At 68.2% G+C, this 17,934-nt stretch carries 14 protein-coding genes; 7 read left to right on the forward strand and 7 right to left on the reverse strand.

The annotated features are described in order from the left end of the window. Positions 1 to 416: 416 nt before the first annotated feature. The 4 genes from L0966_RS14530 to L0966_RS14545 form a co-directional block, all read right to left on the reverse strand. Positions 417 to 1,394 carry a quinoprotein relay system zinc metallohydrolase 2 gene (locus L0966_RS14530; RefSeq protein ID WP_234052668.1) on the reverse strand — a complete coding sequence of 326 codons (978 nt, stop codon included), beginning with the start codon at positions 1,392 to 1,394 and terminating at the stop codon, positions 417 to 419. Between the two features lie 215 nt (positions 1,395 to 1,609). Then, positions 1,610 to 2,353, reverse strand: coding sequence for an ABC transporter ATP-binding protein (locus L0966_RS14535; RefSeq protein WP_234052669.1), 744 nt, complete (start codon positions 2,351 to 2,353; stop codon positions 1,610 to 1,612). Beyond that, positions 2,322 to 3,086, reverse strand: coding sequence for an ABC transporter permease subunit (locus L0966_RS14540; RefSeq protein WP_234052670.1), 765 nt, complete (start codon positions 3,084 to 3,086; stop codon positions 2,322 to 2,324). Before L0966_RS14540 ends, L0966_RS14535 begins: the two co-directional genes overlap by 32 nt. Beyond that, entirely contained in the window at positions 3,083 to 4,090 is a 1,008-nt protein-coding gene (locus L0966_RS14545) for an ABC transporter substrate-binding protein (protein ID WP_234052671.1), read from the reverse strand. The genes L0966_RS14540 and L0966_RS14545 overlap by 4 nt, the downstream gene beginning before the upstream one ends. Before the next feature lie 304 nt (positions 4,091 to 4,394). On the opposite strand from L0966_RS14545, the gene L0966_RS14550 reads away from it, so the two are divergent. The 7 genes from L0966_RS14550 (at position 4,395) to L0966_RS14580 (ending at position 14,187) form a co-directional block, all read left to right on the forward strand. After that, positions 4,395 to 6,857: a TonB-dependent receptor gene (locus tag L0966_RS14550; RefSeq protein ID WP_234052672.1), complete on the forward strand. Its 2,463-nt coding sequence runs from the start codon at positions 4,395 to 4,397 to the stop codon at positions 6,855 to 6,857. A 235-nt stretch (positions 6,858 to 7,092) separates the two neighbouring features. Further along, positions 7,093 to 7,986 carry an NAD(P)-dependent methylenetetrahydromethanopterin dehydrogenase gene (locus L0966_RS14555; protein WP_234052673.1) on the forward strand — a complete coding sequence of 298 codons (894 nt, stop codon included), beginning with the start codon at positions 7,093 to 7,095 and terminating at the stop codon, positions 7,984 to 7,986. Between the two features lie 172 nt (positions 7,987 to 8,158). Beyond that, positions 8,159 to 9,142: a methenyltetrahydromethanopterin cyclohydrolase gene (mch, locus tag L0966_RS14560; RefSeq protein ID WP_234052674.1), complete on the forward strand. Its 984-nt coding sequence runs from the start codon at positions 8,159 to 8,161 to the stop codon at positions 9,140 to 9,142. A 9-nt stretch (positions 9,143 to 9,151) separates the two neighbouring features. Continuing rightward, positions 9,152 to 10,066: a RimK family alpha-L-glutamate ligase gene (locus tag L0966_RS14565; protein WP_234052675.1), complete on the forward strand. Its 915-nt coding sequence runs from the start codon at positions 9,152 to 9,154 to the stop codon at positions 10,064 to 10,066. 10 nt (positions 10,067 to 10,076) lie between these two features. Then, the gene (locus tag L0966_RS14570; protein ID WP_234052676.1) at positions 10,077 to 11,042 is read left to right on the forward strand and encodes an ATP-grasp domain-containing protein; all 966 of its coding nucleotides are present in this window, start codon (positions 10,077 to 10,079) and stop codon (positions 11,040 to 11,042) included. Beyond that, complete coding sequence (locus L0966_RS14575) at positions 11,039 to 12,076, forward strand: hydantoinase/oxoprolinase family protein (RefSeq protein WP_234052677.1); 1,038 nt, start codon at positions 11,039 to 11,041, stop codon at positions 12,074 to 12,076. Before L0966_RS14570 ends, L0966_RS14575 begins: the two co-directional genes overlap by 4 nt. A 263-nt stretch (positions 12,077 to 12,339) precedes the next feature. Further along, positions 12,340 to 14,187, forward strand: a complete 1,848-nt coding sequence (locus L0966_RS14580; protein WP_234052678.1) for an aminopeptidase P family protein — start codon at positions 12,340 to 12,342, stop codon at positions 14,185 to 14,187. A gap of 63 nt (positions 14,188 to 14,250) precedes the next feature. Here the strand turns inward: L0966_RS14580 and L0966_RS14585 are convergent, their stop codons facing one another. Genes L0966_RS14585 through L0966_RS14595 form a run of 3 tightly spaced genes read right to left on the reverse strand, consistent with a single transcriptional unit; the run spans position 14,251 to position 17,891 of the window. Then, a complete protein-coding gene (locus L0966_RS14585) occupies positions 14,251 to 15,915 on the reverse strand; it encodes an ABC transporter ATP-binding protein (RefSeq protein WP_234052679.1) in 1,665 nt (554 codons plus the stop codon). A gap of 57 nt (positions 15,916 to 15,972) precedes the next feature. Next, the gene (locus L0966_RS14590) at positions 15,973 to 16,860 is read right to left on the reverse strand and encodes an ABC transporter permease (RefSeq protein ID WP_234052680.1); all 888 of its coding nucleotides are present in this window, start codon (positions 16,858 to 16,860) and stop codon (positions 15,973 to 15,975) included. A gap of 5 nt (positions 16,861 to 16,865) precedes the next feature. Continuing rightward, positions 16,866 to 17,891 (reverse strand): ABC transporter permease, encoded by a 1,026-nt coding sequence (locus tag L0966_RS14595; RefSeq protein WP_370640755.1) that lies wholly within the window; start codon positions 17,889 to 17,891, stop codon positions 16,866 to 16,868. Positions 17,892 to 17,934: the final 43 nt, after the last annotated feature.

Below are 17,934 nucleotides of genomic sequence, written 5' to 3' on the forward strand. Positions count from 1 at the left end.
CGCCGAAAAAAGCGCTGCACGCCGCCACGGCGGTCACCATCACAACTCGCCTCATCTGGGTTTCCTCCGATGGATGCGCGCCCGCGGCCACATAACGTGGAACGGGTAACGCACTGAGCGTTGTTTTCGCCTTTGGGGGACTCCATCTACTTCGGCAGCGTGTCACGACCGGCGTGATGCCCTGAAGCCTTGCGGTCACAAGGTGTCCCGCAGGCCTGCGAATCAATACCGCGTTCCCCGCGCGGTACCGTTGAAGCCGAAGCTGTGAGGAACGTAAGCAAAGTTCCTCTCGGACGCAATACACCAATTGTGGAGCGATAGGCTCCTTCTATATTGCACCTGCGAAGTAAACTTCTTTTCTTCTACCGCAGCGCAAAAAGCCCCGCTCCAGCTCCCCGAGGTCAGCCCGAGCGCCCTCACTCCCACTCCAGCTCATGAAAAGCGGCGGTGGCGTTGCGGGCGTTGAAATCGTCGAACAGCTCCCAGTCCGGCGCCTCCGCGCGGCCGGCCGAGCGTGCGGCATCGCTCATGGTTCCGCCGTCGCGCACCAGCCGTCGCACATCGGCCACCAGCCGGTGGAGATAGCGCTCGGTCGGCTCGGCCGCCTGCGGCCAGGGCTGGGAGGCTGGGCCATGTCCGGGCACCACCCGCGCCGCCGGGCGCCGCTTCAGCTCGTCGAGCAGCGCGATCCAGCCGAGCGCCTTGCCATCCAGCGCCGGCACATGGCCGAGAAAGAGCAGGTCACCGAGGAACCAGGTGCCTGTGGTCTCGTCGAACACGGTGAGGTCGGTGGCGGTGTGGGCGGTGGGCCAGGCCTCCAGCAGCAAGGGCCGCGCACCCAGATCGATGGTCATGGGCTTGGTGACGGTCTCGTCCGGCAGCACCACGCGGGTGCCGGCAGCCCCCTCCTCGCCCACCAGCCTGCGGGTTGCCTCCAGATAGCTTTCCGCCCGCGCGGCAAGGGCTTCGGGCAGATTGTGATGGCCGATGAAGGTCACGCCGGGGCCCACGAAGGCGGCATCGCCCAGCACGTGGTCGGGGTGCATGTGGGTATTGATGACATAGCGAATCGGCAAATCGGTACGGGCGCGGATCGCCGCCTTCAGTGCCTCGCCTGCCTTGAACGATCCGCCCGTGTCCACCACCGCCACCGCGTCGCGGCCGATGATGAAGCCGGCATTGCCGACAAAGCCCAGATTGCGCGGCAGCGCGAGGGCATAGGGCGCCTGATGCACGAACACCCCGGGCGCCACCTCCACCACCGAAAGCGGCACGTCCGCCGTCTGCTGCACCGCCGCCCGCGCGCCGGCTGCGGACAGCGCCCAGAGAGCCGTGAGCAACGACATGAGCAATAGAATGAAGTTTGCCGCGCGCCGCGGCATCACACCCGCCATGGTTTCCTCCCGTCCTGGCGCCGCCGCTTTTGTGTCCCCGCCCCCACCGAAGGTCGGGCGGGCCGGGCGCGGTCGGCGCGGGTCATGCTGGCGGATGCGGGGTGCCCGCGCCAGCGCGTTTTCAGGCCTGTGGCTGCGCAAGCGGCCTCCATGGCTCCTAGCCGTCGGCGCATCGGCGGGCAGACCCGGTATCCACACCGTTGCGAATGCGGCCGCTATGCCCCTTTCAGCATCGGGTGGAGCTCCGCCAGCGCGGCGCGCTGCTGTTCGATCCACTCCGGCGTGCGCAGCTCGCGTGGCCGGTCCAGCACTTGCTCGCCCACGGCGCGGGCGGGGTGTTCGCCCAGCAGCACCAGCCGATCCGCAAGCGCCAGCGCCTCCCGCACATCGTGGGTCACCATCAGCACCGCCGCGCCGGTCTCCTGCGCGGCCAGCAGCACGTGGCGGCGCAGCTCCGATGCGGCGCGTGCATCCAGCGACACGAAGGGCTCGTCCAGCACCAGCAGCTCGGGCCGCCCGGCCACCGCCCGCGCCAGCGCCACCCGCCGCGCCAGCCCCAGGGACAAGGCGCCAGGATAGCTCGCGGCATGGGCAGCGAGACCGAAAGCCTCCAGAATCGGGCCAAGCCCCTGCCGCCGCAGCGGCTTGGGCAAGGTGAGGCGGATGTTCTCCTCCACCGTGCGCCAGGGCAACAAACGCGGCTCCTGAAACACGATGCCGATGGCGAGGCCTTTCGGATCGGGCGTCACCCGCCCCTCAAAGTGCCGGTCGAGCCCGGTGAGGATGCGCAGGCTGGTGGTCTTGCCACAGCCCGAAGGGCCGATCAGGCACACGAACTCACCACGCGCCAGGCGCAGGTCCAGCCCCCTCACCACTTCGACGGCGGTGCCATCGGCGCTGGTGTGGCGTTTGGAGGCGATGTGGGCGTCAATGAGTAGCGGGGCGCCAGCGGCGGGCATGGGCTTCAAACGGTTGCAGCACAAAGTATTCCACGGCCAGCATCACGGCCATGAAGGCGAGGGAATAGCCGAGCACGGCAGTGACATCGAACAGCTGGAAATAGACGGAGATGGCATAGCCCACCCCGTTCGGCCGCCCGAGCAGCTCCACCACCAGCACGATCTTCCACACCAGAGCGAGGCCCGAGCGCGCCGCGCCGGCCACATAAGGCTCGAGCTGAGGCAGCACCACATGGCGCATCCGGTCCCAGAAGGACAGGCGAAAAGCGCTCGCCATCTCGTCGAGATCCGGCGAAAGGGCGCGCGTGCCCTCCCGCAGCAATACCGTGACGTTGGGGATCTTGTTGAGCGCCACCGCGAGCACGGCCGCCGCCTCGGTCAGTCCCAGCCAGATGTAACACAGCACGGTGACCACCAGCGCCGGCGTGTTGAGCAGCAGCACCAGCCAGGGGTCGAATGCCTGATCGAGCCCCCGGCGCCGGCCGAAGGCGATGCCCAGCGCCACACCCACCGCCATGGCGATGACGAACGCCGCCGCCACCCGCGCCAGCGTGGCCCCGAGATTGAAGAGGAGATCGCCACTCACCGCCTCCCGCGTCACGAAGGCGAGCACCGCCAGAGGCTGCGGCAGCGCCGGGCTGTGGGCGAATGCGGAGGCAACCTGCCACGCCGCCACGAGAACGGCCAGGGACAATGCCTTCACGGCAATGCGGACAGCCAGCGCGCGCGTCACAATGCGCCGTCTCCACGCGGCCAATAGAAATCGTCCGGCAGTGCGCGCAGCGGTCCGATGAGCTCGCTGCCCCCCTGCGCCGCGAGTACCGACACGAGCCGTGTCGCGGCAGCCGCTTCCGCCGCCACCGGCTGGCGGGGAATACCGGCGATGAAGCCGCGCCGCAGGGCCTCGAAGGTGGCCTCGTCGCCGGCCGCCATCACCGCTCGGGCGGCGGCCCATCCCTTTTCGGCCGCGGGGCCCGCGCCCGCCAGTGCCGCCTTGGTCTCGCGCGAGGCTGCGGCGAAAGCGGCCAGCACCGCCGGGCGCTGGCGCGCGAAGGCGCCATGGAACACATAGCCCACCAGGGCCGGCGGCGGCGTGATGCCGAGTGCCGCCAGGACCGCGTCCATGGTGACGAGGCGCCGGAAGCCCTTGGCCTCCAGCCGCGCCCCGAAGGTCCAATAGAGCAGGGCCGCATCAAGCTCCCCCTGCTCCAGCTTGGCCGCCAGCAATGGGGGAGCGCCAAAGGAAAGGCGCGCGGAGCGGGCCAGATCCAGGTCGGCACTACGCCGCGCCTCGGCCTGCAGCAGCAGCCAGCTCTTGTCGAGCGGCCCGCCGGCAACTCCAAGGCGCACACCCGCGAGATCGGTCAGGCCCTTCAGCGCCGAGCCGGCCGGCACCATGACAGCCCCCTCCGCCGCCGAGAAGGGCAGGTAGACGAGATCCCGCCCCTCCGCCTTCAACCGCGCCGCCCACAACAGGTCGCTGACCACGCCATCCACCGCCCCGGCCAGAAAGGCCAGCCGACCGGCATCATTGTTCGCAGCGCGGCGTGTTTCCAGAACCAGGCCATGGGCGGCATCGAAGCCGAGCGCCGCCATGGCGGCGAGCTCCCACGCCGCGGTGCCGAACTGGAGAATGCTGAGACGAATGGACTGCTCCGCCGCACGCGCACCGCCCATTACCAAGCCGGCCTGGAGCGCACCCCCCATGACCGCCAGCATTGCGCGGCGCGTGAGCATCGAGCCTCCCCTTCATTCTTGTTCCATTCCCACCCACAAGCCGGGACGGGCTGGATTGATGGCGGCAGTCTGAAGAGTTTTACAGCCACTGTCCAGAATGGCGGGACTCTCATCTTTCTCTTAGAAATCCGAAAACCCTCTTATGAATGCCAAATATTGACTGACACCGATGTTTCCCTATGTTTCCGCAACAAGAGGTTTTCGGACACCATGATCAATGGGCCGACCTCACCACGAACATGCCCCCGGCGCCATGCGGCGAACAAAGCGGGGTACGAGGAAGCGACAGGGGGAGCGCACCGACATGAGGGGGGAAACGTCCTGGCACGCCATTGCGGTGGCCCTCGGCCTTGCGGGAGCGGCGCTGCCGGCAGCCCTGATGATGGCGGCGCCTGCCGCCGCGCAATCCGCCCCGGCCGCGGCTGAAAGCACCATCGACCTGCCCACGGTGAACGTGGTGGACACCACGCCCCTCTCGGGCACCGGCATCGACGCCGACAAGGTGCCGGGCGCGGTGACGGTCATCTCCTCGGAGCAGTTCAACCGGCTGTTCTCCTTCTCCACCACCGACGCCCTGTTCCAGTACACGCCCAGCGCCAACACCACCGACGTGCAGGGCAACGCCTTCTTCCAGGACTTCCGCTTCCGGGGCTTTGCCGCCTCTCCGCTCCAGGGCACCCCCCAGGGCATCGCCGTCTACCAGAACGGCATCCGCGTGAACGAAGCCTTCGGCGACACGGTGAACTGGGACCTCATTCCCGAGGTCGCCATCAACCAGGCGGACGTATTCTCCAACAATCCGGTGTTCGGCCTCAATGCTTTGGGCGGCGCCGTCTCGCTCCAGATGAAGAACGGCTTCAACTTCCACGGCTTCGAGGGGTCCCTGCAGGGCGGCTCGTTCGGGCAGATCGGCGGCTCGCTGCAATATGGCGGCGAGAAGGACGGCTTCGGCTTCTACATCGCCGCCGACGCGGTGCGCGATGACGGCTGGCGCCAGCATTCCCCCTCGGAACTGGCGCGCATCTACACCGATTTCGGCTGGAAGGGCGACAAGGCGGAAGTGCACCTCATCGCCTCCGGCGCCAGCAACTCCCTCGGCGTGGTGGGCCCCACCCCGGTCGAGATGCTGGCGGTGGACGACACCTCCGTCTACACATGGCCGCAGACCACCGACAATAAGATGGGCCTTCTGGCCCTCAACGGCCGCTATGACCTGACCGACACCTGGCAGCTCCAGGGCAATGCGTATGTGCGGCGGTTCAAGCAAGCCCATGTGGACGGCAACGACGCCGAGCTCGACGAGTGCTCCAACACCTGGAACCCCACGGTCGGCGACACGAAGATGTGCCTCGACGCCGACGACTTCAACGGCCCGCCCGGCGGCGGCACGCCGGCCACGAACCCCATGTACGCCGCCTTCCGCAGCCAGATGGTGCTCTATAGCCAGAACGGCAGCACCATTCCCTTCGCCGACCTGCCGGATAGCGCGCTCTATGGGGTGATCAATCGCACCTGGACCGACACCACCACCGCCGGCGGCTCCGTGCAGGCGGTGAGCACCGATAAGCTGCTCGGCCACGACAACTATTTCGTCGTCGGCGGCAGCGTCGACCACAGCACGGTCAATTTCAAGTCGAGCACCGAGCTCGGCATCACCAACCTGGCGACGCTTGGGGTGGCGGGCACCGGCATCTACCTCACCAACCTGCCCAATTACGCGCTGCCTGAGGAATACCAGGCCTTCTACACCCCGGTGAACCTGGACGCGACCACCACCTATTACGGCCTCTACGCCACCAACGCCTTCGACATGACCGACCGCGCCACCCTCACCATTGGCGCGCGGCTCAATATCGCCGACATCAGTATGAACGATGTCACCGGCACCTCGCCTCAGCTCAACGGCGACTACACCTTCTCGCGCATCAATCCGCTGGTGGGCATCACCTACAAGCTCACGCCCAACTCCACCGCCTATGTGGGCTATTCGGAATCCAACCGCGCCCCGACCCCGCTGGAGCTGAACTGCGCCGACCCCAATCGCCCGTGCATGCTGGAAAACTCGCTGGTGGCCGACCCGCCGCTGGAGCAGGTGGTGTCGCACACCTATGAGGCGGGCCTGCGCGGCAGCGGCAAGCTGTTCGACGGCGACATCAACTGGAAGCTCGGCATCTACCGGGTGGACAGCGACGACGACATCATCGCCCTCGCCAGCGAGCAGACCGGCTACGGCTACTACACCAACGTGCCTTCCACCCGCCGCCAGGGCTTCGAGGCCGGGTTCCAGTACATCAACGGGCCGTGGAAGCTCTACGCCAACTACGCCTATATCGACGCCACCTTCCAGTTCAACGGCTGGCTCGCCTCGCCCAACAATCCCCGCGCCGTGGACGGCGAGGTGTATGTGACATCCGGCGACACCATGCCGGGCATTCCCCAGCAGACGCTGAAGGTCGGCGCCGACTACATGATTACCCCCAAGTGGATGGTGGGCGGCGACATCATCGCCGCGTCGAGCCAATACTATGTGGGCGACGAGGCGAACCAGAACGCCAAGCTGCCGGGCTATTGGGTCGCCAATATCCGCACCACCTACCAGGTGACGCAGAACGTGCAGATCTTCGGGCTCATCAATAATCTGTTCAACGAGTCCTACGCCACTTACGGCACCTATTTCGACACGGCCTATCTCGGGCTCAGCAATCCGCAGATGCAGACCCTCGGCCAGCCGCTGTCCGCCTATGCCGGCCTGAAGGCAACGTTCTGAACGCGCGCCTTCTTTCGCAAAGCAGCAAAATCTTGCGGCGCGAAGGTAGATCGGGCCGCCCATAAAGACCCTTGCGCAATGGGCGGCCTTCAGTCAAAAGTCGAACCGTAATGATTGCGTGCGGGGAAACAACCGCGGCGTCGCGACCGATGAATCACCTTCAGCGATGAAGCCCCTTCAGCGGTCAAAGGCGCGGCCACCCGCTTATGTTTCCCTTCTGCACGGAGCTGCGTCCATGGCGGAATCCGCCCCCATTCTGCACATCATCACCCCGCTCAACCATGCCAGCCCGTTCGACGTGAACATGGCGGTGGACGCGGGCTACACGGTGATCACGCCCTATTCGCGGGTCGCCCTGGAGGAAGTGCGGGACCTGACGCAGGACATGATGTTTTCCCGCCCACCCCAGGCGGCGCCGCGCACCGGCCTGTTCATCGGCGGCAAGGATGCGGCCCTTGCCCTCGATATGGCGGCGGAAGCGAAGGCGGCGATCTTCCCGCCCTTCGAGATCTCCATCTTCCCGGATCCGGCGGGCTCCTTCACCACCGCAGCCGCCATGATCGCCAAGGTGGAGCAGGCGCTGCTGAAGGTGCGGCCCGACGGGCTGAGGGGCGCCAAGGTACAGATTTACGGTGCCACCGGCGTGGTGGGCTCCATCGCCGCCGTCATCGCGGCGGAGGCCGGCGCCAAGGTCACCCTGGTGAGCCACCGCGAGATCGAGCTTGTGGAAGCCAAGGCCGCTGACTTCAAGCGCCGCTTCGGCGTCGACCTGGCCTGCGCCGCCGCCGTCACGGACCCGGAGAAGGCGAAGCTGGTGCCGGCCGCGGAAGTCATCCTGGCCACCGGCAAGGCGGGCGTCGAAATCCTCACCCCCGCGCACCTTCAGGCCGCCGAGCAGCTCCTGGTGGCCGCCGACGTCAACGCCGTTCCGCCCGCCGGCATCGCCGGCATCGGCGCCCATGATGCCGCCGCCGTGCTGCCCCACGGGGTGGGCATCGGCGCGCTCGCCATCGGCAACCTGAAATATGCGGTGCAGCACGAGATCCTGAAGAAGATGCGCGTGACCACAGAGCCGCTCTTCGTCGATCTGAAGATGGTCTTTGAGCTGGCCCGCACGCTGAAGGCCTGATGGATGGCCGCCGGATGCACCCCATCCGCGGCCTCTCGCGCGTCATCTTCCGCCCGCCAGCGGCATGGTTTCCCAACCGGCCGCGCGGGGGCATTTTCGGACCGTTCCAGGCCAGGCCCCCAGCGGGCACGCTTCACCTGAAACGGCGTTCCGGCTTCCAATGGGGATGGTCATGAACCTCCAGTCTCCCGCCACCGCCGGCCTTCGCCAGCCGAGCCTCGCCGCCAGCGTGCGCCCGCTCGTGGATGCGCTTATCGCCGATGCGGACGCCCTGCGCATCACGATGTCCCCCGGCCCGCTGGGCTGCCGCATCGTCGATGCGGGCATCAACATGCCCGGTGGGCTCGAAGCGGGCCGGCGCATCGCCGAGATCTGCCTCGGCGGCCTGGGCAAAGTGGCGTTCGTTCCCAGCTCCCGCTTCACGCCCTGGGGCACGCTGGTGAGCGTTTCCACCTGCAATCCGGTTCTCGCCTGCCTCGGCAGCCAGTATGCGGGCTGGAGCCTGGCATCGGGCGACTTCTTCGCCCTGGGCTCGGGCCCCGGCCGCGCTGTGGCGGCGGTGGAGGAGCTCTATGGCGAGCTCGGCTTCCGTGAGCAGAGCCACGATACCACCTTGGTGCTAGAAACCTCTGTGGTCCCGCCCGAGGCGGTGGTGGCCGAGATCGCCACCCGCTCCAACGTGGCGCCGGAGAAGATCACCCTCATCCTCACGCCCACGTCCTCCCTCGCCGGAACGGTGCAGATCGTGGCGCGGGTGCTCGAGGTGGCGTTGCACAAGGCCCACGCCATCCACTTCCCGCTCGATCACATCGTGGACGGCGTCGGCAGCGCGCCGGTGGCGCCTCCCTCGCCGGATTTTCTCACCGCCATGGGCCGCACCAACGATGCCGTTCTCTATGGCGGCGACGTCCAGCTTTACGTGCGCGGCACCATCGAGGCGGCGCAGGACCTCGCCAAGCGCCTGCCCTCCTCCGCCTCGCGTGATTACGGCCGCCCCTTCGGCGAGGTGTTCGCCGGCTATGAATGCGATTTCTACAAGGTGGATCCACTGCTGTTCTCCCCGGCCCGCGTCACGGTGACGGCGGTGGAGCACGGCGCCAGCTTCACCGCGGGCGGGTTCGACCCCGTTCTCATCTCCCGTTCGTTCGGAGCGTGAGGCGATCCGGTGTCCGACCTTCTCATTTTCGCCGAGCGGGTGGATTGGCACACCCGCTCGCTCCTGTCCGCCATCACCGCCCAGGGCCGCACCGCGCAGGTGGTGTCGCTGAAGAGCTGCGGCTTCGCCGTGGGGGAAACCGCCCACGGCCTGCTACTGCCCGGCTTCGGTGACGAGCTGCCCGCCGCCTGTTTCGTGCGCTCCGTGCCCAATGGCACGCTGGAGCAGGTAACGCTGCGGCTCGGCGTGCTCCACGCTCTGCGCGAGCTTGGCGTGCCGGTGATGAACGACGCCCGCGCCATCGAGCGCTGCGTGGACAAGAGCGCCACCACCTTCCTGCTCGCCCATGCCGGCCTGCCCACCCCCCGCACCCTGGTGCTGGAGGACCGCGCCGGCGCCCAGATGCTGGTGGATTCCGCGCCCGGCGACAGCGTGCTGAAACCCATGTTCGGCGCCCAGGGCCGCGGCCTGGCCCGCCTGCCGCGCGGCGGCGCGCTGCCGCCCGAGGAGGAGGTGGGCTGCGTCTATTACCTCCAGGACTTCGTGGCCGCCGCCCATGCCAAGACCGGGCCCGACGACCCTGATGACGCCCTGCACGAGGATTTCCGCGTGTTCGTCGTCGGTGGCACGGCGGTGGCGGCCATGGCCCGGCGGGGAACCTCCTGGATCACCAATATCCACCAGGGTGCCATCGGCGTACCGGTGGCGCCCGAAGGGGTGCTGGCGGATCTCGCGGTGCGCGCCGCCGCCGCAGTGGGCGCCGATTATGCCGGCGTGGACATCATCTGCGGGGCCGGTGGGCAGCTTCTTGTCCTCGAAGTGAACTCCATGCCGGCCTGGCGAGGCTTGTACGACGCGACGGGGCGGAATATGGCGGAACCATTGGCGGCCCACTTGTGCGCCGCGCGGAAGGTGCCGGCCTGAAGGATTCCTCATGCGCGTCTTCATCTGCGAGTTCGTCACCGCCGGGGGGCTCCGCGGCCAGGAGCTGCCCGAGACCCTGGTGCCCGAAGGCACCCGCATGCGCGACGCCCTCATGGCGGACATCGAATCGTTGCCGGGTGTGGGCAGCCTCCTGCTCGCCCATGACGATCGCCTGCCCGCGCCGCAGGAGTCCTCCATCCCCATCTCTGCCGGCGCGGACCCCTGGGCGGTCTGGGCCGAGCTTGCCGCCCAGGCGGACGTGGTGTGGCCGGTGGCGCCCGAAACCCACGGCCTGCTGGCGCGCCTCGTCCGACTGATGAAAGAGAAGTGCGAGCACGTGGTGGCCAGCGATGTCGCGGCGGTGGAAACCTGCTCCAGCAAGCTTGCCACCGCCCATCGCCTTGCCAGCCTCGGCCTGCCCCACATCCCGACCTTTCCCGCCGCCCAGCCGCCCGCTGAACTCGGCGGCCCGGTGGTGACCAAGCCCGATGACGGCGCCGGCTGCGAGAACACCCGCCGCTGGGGCAGCCAGGCCGATGCCCCCCGCGATGATGGCCTGGTGATCCAGCCGTTCGTGGAAGGCACGCCCGCCAGCCTCTCCATCCTGGTGCGGCCGGAGGGAGCGACCCTGCTCACCGTCAACCGCCAGCACCTCACCGAAGCCGAGGGCGTGCTCAGCCTCTCCCGCCTCACCGTGGGCGGCCTCGGTGAGGATGAGCGCATCGCGCGGCTGGTGCCGGCGGTGGTGGCGGCCTTCCCCGGCCTGTCCGGCATCATCGGCATCGACATTATCCTCACCCCCGCCGGCCCGGTGGTGGTGGAGGTGAACCCGCGCATCACCACCTCCTATGCCGGCCTGCACCGCGCGCTCGCGGTCAACCCAGCCGCGTTCCTGCGTGAGTTCATCCGTGATGGGCGGCTGCCGGCGATGCCCCGCCTGCCCTCGGCCACCCCCGTGGAGGTGGGCTTGCGATGAACAGCCCGCGCCTTCTTCTCGGCTGGGATGTGGGCGGTGCCCACCTCAAGCGGGCGGTGCTGGACCCCTCCGGCCGCCTGCTGAGCGTGGACATGGCGCCGTGCGCGCTGTGGCAGGGGCTGGATCGGCTTGATGCCGCCATCGCCGCCCTGCCTCCGGCCCCGGATGCCCCCTCGGTGGTCACCATGACCGGCGAGCTGACGGACCTGTGGCCCGACCGCCCCACCGGCGTCGCCGGGCTCACCGAAGCCATCACCGCCCGGCTCGGGGCGGACACCCTGTTTTATGCCGGTCCGGACGGCTTCGTGCGCCCGGGTGCGGCCAAGGCCCATGCGGAAACCATCGCCTCCGCCAACTGGCATGCCACCGCCGCGGCGCTCGCTCTGCGGCTGCCCGCGGGCGTGCTGGTGGACATCGGCTCCACCACCAGCGATATCCTTTATTTTGCCGACGAAAAAATAAAGTGTCGCGGCTACACGGATTCCCAGCGCATGGTCGCCGGGGAGCTCCTCTATTGCGGCGTGGCCCGCACGCCGGTGATGTCGCTGGGGCCCACCCTGCCCTTCCGCGGGGCCCACGTGCCGCTGATGATGGAGTATTTCGCCACCATGGCGGATGTCCATCGGCTCACTGGCGACCTGCCACCCCACGCCGATCTGCATCCGGCCGCCGATGGCGGCGCGAAGACGCGGGAAGCCAGCGCCCGCCGGCTGCTGCGCATGGTGGGGCGCGATCTTGGCCCCTGCTCCCTCGCGGAGGCGGAGGCGCTGGCGGCCTATGCCTCGGAAATGCAGGTGCAGCGTCTGCACTCCGCGCTCGCTTTGGTGCTGAGCGCACACCGGCTGCCGCCGGCGGTGCCGCTGGTGGGCGCGGGGGTGGGACGGTTTCTGGTGGCCAAGCTCGCCGCGCGCACCCATCGCTGGTATCTCGATGCCGGACGATTGCTGGCGGCCAATGATGCGCTGGCCGCCGCCGCGGCCGATTGCGCCCCGGCCGTCGCGGTCGCCCTCATCGCCCGTGGCCAGGGGCTTTAGCCCGAGAGAGACTGAACGTCGTCCGCGCTCCGGCTCTTCGCGCGAAGCATCAAAAGCCGGGACAGGCCCGCTTCCCGGTATTCTTCGCGCAGATCCCCGAGGGCGGTGCAAGGGGTGGCCCATCTGGCCGCCATTCCCTCCTCGAAAGTGGGGTTTGTGGCGGTCCATGGGAATTTGCCACCACGCCCGCGTTGCGGTCCGGCGCGGACGCACCTAGGCTAAGGGATGGGCTAGTCTGAGCCCCGTTCAACAGCCGTTGCCTCATGACCGTTCATCATCAAAATCCCCGCCATTTCAAGGCCGTGTTCCAAACCTTCGAGGATTTGGCCGACGGCGCCGCAGGTCCCGGCCGGCTGGCCGACCTCAGGGCCGAGCTGGCCCGTCGCGGCCTCGACGGTTACGTGGTCCCGCGCGCGGACGCACACCAGAACGAATATGTGCCGCCCTGTGAGGAGCGCCTCTCCTGGCTGACCGGCTTCACCGGCTCCGCCGGCCTTCTGATCGTGCTCGCGGACAAGGCCGCCCTGTTCGTGGACGGCCGCTATACGCTGCAGGCCCCGGCGCAGGTGGAAACCAGCGCCTTCACGGTGGTGCCGCTGGCGGAACTGCGGCCGGAAAAATGGCTTGAGACCCATCTGCCCAAGGGCGCGAGCCTGGGCTTCGACCCCTGGCGCACCACCCTTGACGGGCGCGAGCGTTTCGCCAAGGCGGTGGCCACCGCTGGCGGCATCCTGGTGCCGGTGCCCGAAGACCCCTTCGACGCCATCTGGACCGACCGGCCAGAACCGCCGCGTGCGCCCATCCGCCTGCTCGATCTCGCCATTGCGGGGGAGGACGTTCCGGCGAAGCTGGGCCGGGTGCAGGAGGCGCTGGTCGAGCAGAAGCTCGACGGAGCGCTGATTTCCGACCCCCACGGCACCGCCTGGCTGTTCAACATCCGCGGCGCCGACGTGGACCACACCCCGCTGCCGCTCTCCTGGTGCATCGTCCCCGCCGGCGGCCGCCCCCAGCTGTTCGTGGAGCACGCCAAGCTCACCCATGAGGTGCGCGCGGCGCTGGAGGCCCACGCGGATCTTCACACCACCGGCGATCTGGAGGCGACCCTGTCCCGCCTCGCCCAGGGCCGGACCTATCGGGTTGACCAGGCAACCGCCCCGGTGCACCTCGCGCAGGTCATCGAGGCGGCGGGCGGCACTGTGAGCAAGGGGGCGGACCCCATCGCGCTGCTGAAGGCCTGCAAGAATCCGGCGGAGATCGCCGGCATGCGCGCCGCCCACCTGCGCGACGCGGTGGCGGTGACGCGGTTCCTGGCCTGGTTCGAATATGAGGCGCCGAGCGGGCGGCTCACCGAGATCGACGCGGTCGAGGCGCTGGAAACTTTCCGGCGCGACACCGGCGAGCTCTCGGACATCTCCTTCCCCACAATTGCCGGCGCCGGCGAGAACGGGGCGATCGTGCATTACCGGGTGACGCGGGCCACCAACCGCACCATCCACCCGCACGAGCTGTTCCTGCTGGATTCGGGCGCGCAATATCCGGACGGCACCACCGACATCACCCGCACGGTCGCCGTCGGCATGCCGTCGGAAGAAATGCGGGCGCGCTACACGCTGGTGCTGAAGGGGCACCTGGCCCTGACCCTGGCGGTATTCCCCAAGGGTATCAACGGCGCCCAGCTCGACCCCTTCGCGCGCCAGTTCCTGTGGGCCGCCGGGCTCGATTTCGACCACGGCACCGGCCACGGCGTGGGTGCCGGCCTTTCGGTGCACGAAGGGCCGGCCCGCATTTCCCAGCTCGGCCACGTGCCGCTGGCCGAGGGCATGATCCTCTCCAATGAGCCCGGCTATTACAAAACCGGCGGCTACGGCATCCGCATCGAGAATCTGGTGCTGGTGGAAGCCCGCTCAGTGCCGGGGGCGGAGAAGCCCTGCCTTGGGTTCTCCACGCTCACGCTGGTGCCCTATGATCGCAAGCTGATCGACCTCAGCCTCATCACAGTGGCGGAACGCGGCGCCATCGACGCCTATCACCGGCTGGTGCGTAACGCCCTGTCGCCCCTGCTCTCGGGCGATGACCTCGCCTGGCTCATCCGCGCCACCGCTCCTCTTTGAGACAAGTGGCGCCCGCAGGACGCAAGGACCCGCGCGCCGAGCACGCGGGTCCGCGCCATCAGCTCAGAGCGGCGGGTGGGGAATGGCGGCGATGAGGGCGCGCGTATAGTCCTGCTTCGGCGCCTCCAGCACCTCGGCGCAGCCCCCCTCCTCCACGATGCGCCCGCCCTTCATGACGATGACGCGGTCGCACAGCAGCCGCACCACGGCAAGGTCGTGGGACACGAAGAGGTAGCTCATGCCGAGCTTCTCCTTCAGGTCCACCAGCAGGTTCAGCACCACGGCCTGCACCGAGACGTCGAGCGCCGCCGTGGGCTCGTCCAGCACCAGCAGATCGGGCGAGACGGCGATGGCCCGGGCGATACCCACGCGCGCCTTCTGTCCGCCGGAAAGCTGGTGGGGGAAGCGATCCAGCAGATGAGCCGGCAGCCCGCACAACTCGGCCAGCTCCGCCACCCGGGCGTCGAGGGCCGCCCGTGGCATGCTGCGTCGATCGCCACGCGCACCCAAGCGAAGCAAGGGATCGGCAATGGCCCGGCGGGCGGTGAAGCGGGGGTTCAGGCTGTCCGTGGCATCCTGGAACACCATCTGCAGGCGTCCGCGATAGGGCGAAGAGGCGAACTTGCCCGCCGACACGGCGCCGACATCCACACCGTCGAAGCGAATGATGCCGGAGGTCGGGTCCAGCAGCCGCATGATCATGGCCGAGGTGGTGGACTTGCCGCAGCCCGATTCGCCCACCAGCCCCACGCTCTCCCCGCGCCCCACCGTGAAGGAAATGCCGTCCACCGCGCGGAACACGCCCGTGGGATCCGCCTTCAGCGGATATTCCTTCACCAGGTTTTCCACCTCCAGCAGCGGCGTGACGGCCGCTGCAGGCGCCGGGGCGGGCGGGGCGTCGGCCGGCTGCGCGTCCTCGGGCAGCAGGTCGCGCACATTGCCGGTGCCGTGGGGCGTCGCCCGCAGCAGACGCTTCGTATAAGCGTGCTGCGGGTTGCGGAAGAGTTCGAGCGCCGGGGCGGTTTCCACCACTTCGCCGCTCTTCATCACGATGAGGTGGTCGCAATAGGCCGCCGCCAGCCCCAGATCGTGGGTGATGAGGATCATGGCCATGCCGCGCTCGCGCGTCAGCTCGGCCACCAGGTCCATCACCGCCTTCTGGGTGGTCACGTCGAGGCCCGTGGTAGGCTCGTCGGCAATGAGCAGCTGCGGCCGGCAGGCCAGCGCCAGCGCGATGACGATGCGCTGGCACATGCCGCCGGACAGCTCGAACGGGTAGGAGTGGTAGCGCTCCTCCGGATTGTTGATGCGCACGGCCCGCAAGGCTTCGATGGCCTTCTCGCGCACGTTGGAGCGGTCCGCCTGCACATGCTGGCGCAGCACGTCCTCAATCTGGTGGCCGACCTTGCGGATGGGGTTCAGCGCCGCCCGCGGGTTCTGGAAGATCATGGAGATCTCGCGCCCGCGAATGTCGCGCATGGTGCGCTCGGACGCCTGGGCGATATCCACGCCATCGAAGCTGATGCCGCCGCCCGCGATCACACCCGCCGCATCGAGAATGCGCATGAGCGAATAGGAGGTGACCGACTTGCCGGACCCCGATTCGCCGACAATCCCCAGGGTGCGCCCCTTCTCCAGGGTGAAGCTGACATGGCGCACCGCATGGACGACGCCGTTGCGGGTCTTGAAATCGACGCTGAGATCGCGCACGTCCACGAAGGCGGTCATGGGCCTGTCCTCATACCATCGTCCCGGTGCTGGCGGACCATCCCGGGGGTTTCGGCATCAGCTGCGCTGGCGCGGATCGACAATGTCGCGCAGCCCGTCGCCCAGCATGTTGAAGGTGAATACGGCCAGCATCAGCGCCGCGCCAGGGAACAGGGCCAGCCACCATTCGCCAGAGACGATGAAGCGCGCCCCCTCGGCAACCATGATGCCCCACTCGGGCGTCGGCGGGCGCACGCCCAGGCCGATGAAGGAAAGGCCGGCCGCGTTCAGGATGGCCCAGCCCAGATTGAGCGAGATCTGCACCATCATAGGCGGCAGCGCATTGGGAAAAATCTGGGTGGCGAGCACCGAGATGTCCGAATGGCCCGAAAGCCGCGCCGCCTGCACAAACCCGGCCTCGCGCCGGATGTTCACCTCGGTGCGGCTGAGGCGGGCATAGAAAGGCAGGTTCACGATGGCGGTGGCGAGCACGATATTGCCCACCGAATTGCCCAGCGCCGCCACGATGCCCATGGCCAGCACGAACAGCGGAAACGCCATCAGCGTATCGAGCACCCGCGACACGATGCGATCGGTCCAGCCGCCGTAGAAGCCCGCGAGCGACCCCAGCACTGAGCCCGCGGCAAAGGACAGCGCCACCGCCGACAGGGCGATGGCGAGATCCAGCCGGCTTGCCACCACCACCCGCGAGAATACGTCGCGCCCGAGATCGTCGGTGCCGAACCAGTGGCTGAGCGAAGGCGGCTTCAGCGCATTGACGGCATTGGTGGCGAGCGGGTCGTGCGGCACGATGGCGGGCCCGAGCACGGCCGCCACCAGGAATAGCGTCAGCAGCACGAAGGCCAGCAGCGTCATGGGGTTGGCGCGCAGCACATAGAGCATGTGCCGGCCGATGCCGCCGCTCGCGCGCGGAGCCGGGGCGGACGTCTGTGGGGTGCCATCCATGATGCTCATCCGTCAAAGCCCACGCGCGGGTCGATCAGCGTGTAAGAAAGATCGATCAGAAGATTCACGACCACGAACAGGATCGCCATCACGAGAACGAAGCCCTGCACGGCGGCATAGTCCGACACCACCAGCGCCTCGACCGCGTAGGAGCCGATGCCGGGCCAGGCGAACACCTTCTCCACCAGCACATTGGCGCCGAGGGCGAAGGAAAAGACCATGCCGAAGGTGGTGATGACCGGCAGCAGCGCATTGCGGAACGCGTAGCTGAACAGAACCTGCCGCCGCGAGAGGCCCGCCGCCCGGGCGGTGCGGATGAAGTCGCTGCCCAGCACCTGGAGCATGGCGGCCCGCGTCATGCGCGCCAGGGGCGCCAGCGTGAAGATGGCCAGCGTGACCGCCGGCAGCACCAGCTGGCCAAAGGCCGCGCCCGCCGTTTCCGCATCACCGGCCAGAAGCGCATCGATGACGAAAAAGCCGGTGACCGGCGGCGGCGAGATATAGGCAAAGTCCAGCCGGCCGATGGGCGCCGGGGCAAGGCCCAGCTGATAATAGAAGACATAGACCAGAGCGAGTCCGGTGAAGAACACCGGCAGCGACACGCCGGCCGTCACCACCACCCGGCACAGGTGATCGATGAAGGTGCCCTGGCGGGTGGCTGCCAGAATGCCGAGCGGCACCGCGATGGCCACCGAAAGCGCCAGCGCCGACAGGGTCAGCTCCAGAGAAGCCGGCAGGCGCGTGACGATATCCGACAGTACGGTCTGACCGGTGGAGATGGACTGGCCGAGATCGCCAGTGGCCAGATCCTGCACATAGCGCAGGAATTGCGCGGCCAGCGGCTTGTCGAGCCCCAGCGCCGCACGCACTTGCGCGATGGATTCCGGCGTGGCGGCCGGTCCCGCGAAATAGGCCGCCGGATCACCCGGCAGCGCCCGCGTCAGGATGAAAGTGACGACGATGACGCCGAACAGCGTTGGGATCGCCTGCGCGAGGCGCTTCAGGACGATCATGCCCCTCGACGAGGTCATCGCCACGCTCCTTTTTGCAGATGGGGAAGCCGGCCGCACAGAG

It is taken from the genome of Xanthobacter sp. NM-59 (genome assembly GCF_021401125.1).
GTDB lineage: Bacteria > Pseudomonadota > Alphaproteobacteria > Rhizobiales > Xanthobacteraceae > Xanthobacter.